At 61.0% G+C, this 4,138-nt stretch carries 4 protein-coding genes and 3 pseudogenes; 1 reads left to right on the forward strand and 6 read right to left on the reverse strand.

Annotated elements, in window-relative coordinates:
• Positions 1–367 precede the first annotated feature (367 nt).
• From AC0L3L_RS36200 to AC0L3L_RS36215, 4 genes and pseudogenes are all read right to left on the reverse strand, one after another.
• Positions 368–946 (reverse strand): site-specific integrase, encoded by a 579-nt coding sequence (locus tag AC0L3L_RS36200; protein ID WP_473642146.1) that lies wholly within the window; start codon positions 944–946, stop codon positions 368–370.
• A 316-nt stretch (positions 947–1,262) separates the two neighbouring features.
• Positions 1,263–1,577 (reverse strand): hypothetical protein, encoded by a 315-nt coding sequence (locus AC0L3L_RS36205; protein WP_473642148.1) that lies wholly within the window; start codon positions 1,575–1,577, stop codon positions 1,263–1,265.
• 104 nt (positions 1,578–1,681) lie between these two features.
• On the reverse strand, positions 1,682–1,972 hold the full coding sequence (locus tag AC0L3L_RS36210; RefSeq protein ID WP_473642150.1) for a recombinase family protein: 291 nt from the start codon (positions 1,970–1,972) through the stop codon (positions 1,682–1,684).
• Between the two features lie 38 nt (positions 1,973–2,010).
• Positions 2,011–2,247, reverse strand: a pseudogene (locus AC0L3L_RS36215) (transposase); the annotation flags it as partial.
• On the opposite strand from AC0L3L_RS36215, the gene AC0L3L_RS36220 reads away from it, so the two are divergent.
• Positions 2,198–2,725 carry a hypothetical protein gene (locus tag AC0L3L_RS36220; protein WP_473642152.1) on the forward strand — a complete coding sequence of 176 codons (528 nt, stop codon included), beginning with the start codon at positions 2,198–2,200 and terminating at the stop codon, positions 2,723–2,725. The pseudogene AC0L3L_RS36215 and the gene AC0L3L_RS36220 overlap by 50 nt on opposite strands.
• Positions 2,726–2,763: 38 nt before the next feature.
• On the opposite strand, the pseudogene AC0L3L_RS36225 reads toward AC0L3L_RS36220, so the two are convergent.
• Positions 2,764–3,285: pseudogene (locus tag AC0L3L_RS36225) on the reverse strand (helix-turn-helix domain-containing protein); the annotation flags it as partial.
• Positions 3,286–3,397: 112 nt separating this feature from the next.
• Positions 3,398–3,748 (reverse strand): annotated as a pseudogene (locus AC0L3L_RS36230) (IS701 family transposase); the annotation flags it as partial.
• Positions 3,749–4,138: the final 390 nt, after the last annotated feature.

Consider the following 4,138-nt stretch of genomic DNA (forward strand, 5'->3'; position numbering starts at 1 on the left):
CTCATACCATTCGGTGGGGAGCAACTTATGTGAGGCAACGGTTGAACATTCAGGAACATTTTCGACGAGGCAATGCGGACGGGAGCGACAATCTTGTTTGTCGCCGCGCACCGATCGGTTGATCCTGAAGTGCCGGATTCCACTGCAGGAAGTGGTCGAACCTCAACAATCTCTCCGACTGCGAGGAGTATTTGTATCCCCAATTGCGCATCCGCGCGACGTGCTCAGCCATGACTTCTCCCAGCACGCTGCCGAATGGCTGTGGTCGACGCAATTGAGCAAAAGCCTTTTCCGGATTGCGCGACGCCAGAGCGCGCCAGAGCGGCATGCACTGCTTGATATTGCACGCGTCGCGCAGGACAAGCGGTCATGCCGGCACCTCCGCGCCCGGCACATCAAGCGCGATGGCCCTGAGATCCTCGGTGGCAAGCTTGAGGTAGGGGACCGTCGACGCGGTTGAGCGATGCCCCAACAGGTCGCCGATGACCTTTTGCGGAACTGACGCGCGCAGCATCTCGACCGCACGCGCGTGACGGAAGATGTGTGGTCCACATTTGCCTGGCGGCTTGATGCCGGCATGGCGGAGCCGTCGTCGGACCAGGCTGTATAGCTTCTCGAGCTTGCGATAGGGCGCGCGCGTGCGGATGAAGATTTCCCTGGCATCGGTCGCAGGCCGTCCGGAACGCAGATAAGCGAGCACGGCCTCGCCCACCGGCTCCATCAGGGGCAGGAACGAGCAGGATTGCGTCTTGCTGTGACGGACACGGATGGCTTCGGCCCGCCAATCGATGTCCTCGATCCGCAGGTTTCGGATTTCTCCAGTCCGCAGTCCATAGGTTGCAAGGATTTGCAAGATCGCATGGTCCCGCAGCCCCGCCGGCGTCTTGTCCGTCCTCGCGGTTTCCAGCACCGCGGCGATCTGGCCCCGCTCCAGGATCGAGGGCACCCCTTCATAGGCGTAGAGCAGTGGCGCGATGATATGTGGTGACTGGTCGGTCGCAATGTGGCCTGTCCTATGGAGATCCGCAACAACGAGCGAAGCCGCTCCGCTACAGATTTCAGCGAGCAGTTCGTCAGCTTCAACGCACGCAGGTCCATATAGCGGTCGATGTCGCCGATGCTCAGGTCCATCAGGCCTTCGACACCGCATCGTTCGAGTTGCCAGGCCAGGAAGTGTCGAGCCTCCCACAAGAACGCGTCGATGCTGGGCCGGGCAAAGCCACGCTCCTCCTGAAGCCAGGTCTCGTGTTCGTTGCAGATCGTCAATCGCAGTGCATCGGCGGCGCAGGTCGCTTTCGGGGCTGGTGGCCCTGCACAAGCCGAAGCAGCGCGTGAATGGCCGGCGCACGGAATCTGGTGCGAGCGCGGACCGGGACGTCGACCACGACGCTGCCGGAACAGGGCGACCGCATCGCGCGGGCTTCGGTCACGTCCGTGACCAGGATATTTCGCCGCGCGAGATGGTCGAGGAACCCGCGCGCATAAGCACAATAGTTTCCTACCACCACCGGGCTGTATTGTTGGCTGATCAGTTCGTCTTTGAGCTCGGTAATCAGTTCGCAATCGGATTTCGACATCAATGGCTCCTCTGCTGGTCAAACGACCGGAGAGGTTGGGCAGAAAATAATGCGGAGCAAATCCCTCGACGAACGGCAGAATTGTGCGGATTTCACGCGTTCGTTTACATTCCTGCAACCTCGCGATTAATCAAGATATGGTCAGGTGACCATATTTTGACGTAGGCACCGCCGTAGATCGGGTTCTCGATGATCCGGTAGATGGTCGCATAATTTGGCCGACGCCAGACCACGTCACCGTTGTTGCGCTTGGCTGGCAAATCCAGCCCATGCTCGAGGAACCAGAGCGGGGCCTGCCGGGCGCTGCCGAGTTCGGCCACCTTGTCGAAGACGAGAATGATGGCGTCCTGGACACGGCGATCGGGATCCTTCTCAAACCTGTCGCCGACCTTCACGAAGCCGACCGGGGGCCTCGTCGAGCTTTAGCCGATCAATCGGCGAACAGATGCTTCACCCAGGGCCAGCACTGGCGGATACCATCCAAGCTCGCTTGAGCGCCGGCACTGTCGGAGATATCGGCCGGCGTCAGGTTGACCATCAACAGCCGCCAATCCGTATCGACTGCGATATGGCGCTTGCGGCCGACGATCTTCCTTCCGGCGTAACCGGGGCAAAACCGGATGGCGGAGCCACCAGATTCTCGAACGCTGACCCCTGCGGACCTGCTCGACATGATCCTGCAGTTGCGGGCAGAGGTCGCCGGGCTTCGCGCCGAGAATGCGGCTCTGAAGGATGAGATCCGGCGTCTGAAAGGTCTACCGCCGCGCCCGACGCTGAAGCCGAGCGGGATGGAGCAGTCGTCCAAGCGGAGCTCACCTGCGGCAACGGGTCCGAAGCGGCGTGGCTCGAGCCGGGCGATCATCACCGAAGAGCGCGGGCTGCCGGTGATCACGACGGATCTTCTGCATGTCGGGCGCGAGCCGTCCGGGTTCGAGGACGCGGCGTCATGGGACGCCCATCTACTCGCCCATGGCCTGGAGCCCAAGGTGGCCCTCTGGACCCGTTCCGCATCGCCAGTGAAGGCGCGTTGCAGGGCGGTCTGGCCGGTTCTCAGTGATGGGGCGGGCCAGTTCGCTTCGGCGAGCACGCGCGGTGCTGGGTCCATATGGAGCGGCGGGGACTGTCAGATCCCATGGGCGGGTGGATAGCGCCCTGCTCTTTGGCAGAGTGGAGTTGTTCACCAACCACTCTGCATCCGGCGCGAATAGCCAAGCGTCCCGACAAACACATGGATCCGCACCCGCTCGCCGCCGATCCATACCCGCGTGTCGCCGAAGTCGATCTGCATCTGATGACCAGGCGCCGTCTCGAAGCGCACCGTCGCCCGTTTCTGCGCTTTCAACTGGCGTCGCCGTTGTCGAACCCGAAGTTCTACCGAGCGCAGCCCGATGACGATGCCATGCTCGCTCTCCAACTCCTGGCGAATGACGTCCGCGTTCCCGTCGTGGCGAAAGAAACGCTCCCGAAGCCAACCGTCCAGACCATCAAATGCTGTTCGACGCACGGGCTGGCGATACGCAACAACGCCACCTTCACGAAGATATCGGCGAACCGTGTTGCGCGCGCATCCAAACTCCTGCGCAATTCGTTTCGCTCCCCAGCCTCGTTCGTGAAGTCCTACCATGGCCAAAACTTCTTCCCCCGATCGCATTTCCTCAACCCGCATCGTTCCAGACAATGCAGGTTGCGATGAAAACTCTCTCGTCATCGATTTTCTTCTCAAAAGAGAGGGGTCAGTTCTTCGTTTCGTTCGGGGGTCAATTTCTCACGCCCGACAGGCCGGGAGGCTTGGCTGCGGTGGAGGGCCGAGGATTCTTTTTTCACCCTTTGGCCTGTTTCAGGCGGCGGGATTGGAGGAAGGCATTGGCGATCATGGTCATCAGTGCGTGCCGGTGAAGACCTGTCCATGAGCGTCCTTCGAAGTGGTCGAGGCCAAGTTCCTCTTTCAGCTGCTGATGGGCCTGTTCGCAGACCCAACGAGAAGCCTTGATTGCGCCGGCGAGGTGCTTGAGCGAGGTCTCGGCGGGAAGGTTGGAGAGATAATATTTGCGCTCGCCAGTCGAGCGATGCTCACCAATGGCCCAGACCTCCTCGCCGGGCAGGTGCTGGGCTCCCATGTCGAGGATCCGCTGGGGCGGCCCGTCTGCGACCCGAACACGGACAGATGCGTCGGCGGCGTCGGGGTCCCCAATGTGATGCGGGTGGCCGACGCCATCTCACGTCATGGCTCCGATGCCTACAGCACACCCTCCGGTCCGGTGCTGGAGTTGCTCTCCGACTCGGCCGAGACCGTGTGACGACGGTCGCTAGAGTATCTGAATTCGAGAGGGCTTGACTCAACACCATTTGACTCTAGCGGCGCCGACAACTCGGTTTTGAATACAAGGCGCATAGCCATCTGACTTCGAGATGGTCAGCGCCGACAATCAATATTTGACGAACACGTGATGCGCTTGAAGAATCCGCCAGAGTTAATGATCGGGCGCCGCCCCCACCTTTCGATAGCATGACCACTCGTCGCCGCCACCGAGTGCATGGCGCCGGAATAAACAATTAAGACG

The sequence above is a fragment of the Mesorhizobium sp. WSM4849 genome (assembly GCF_055811385.1).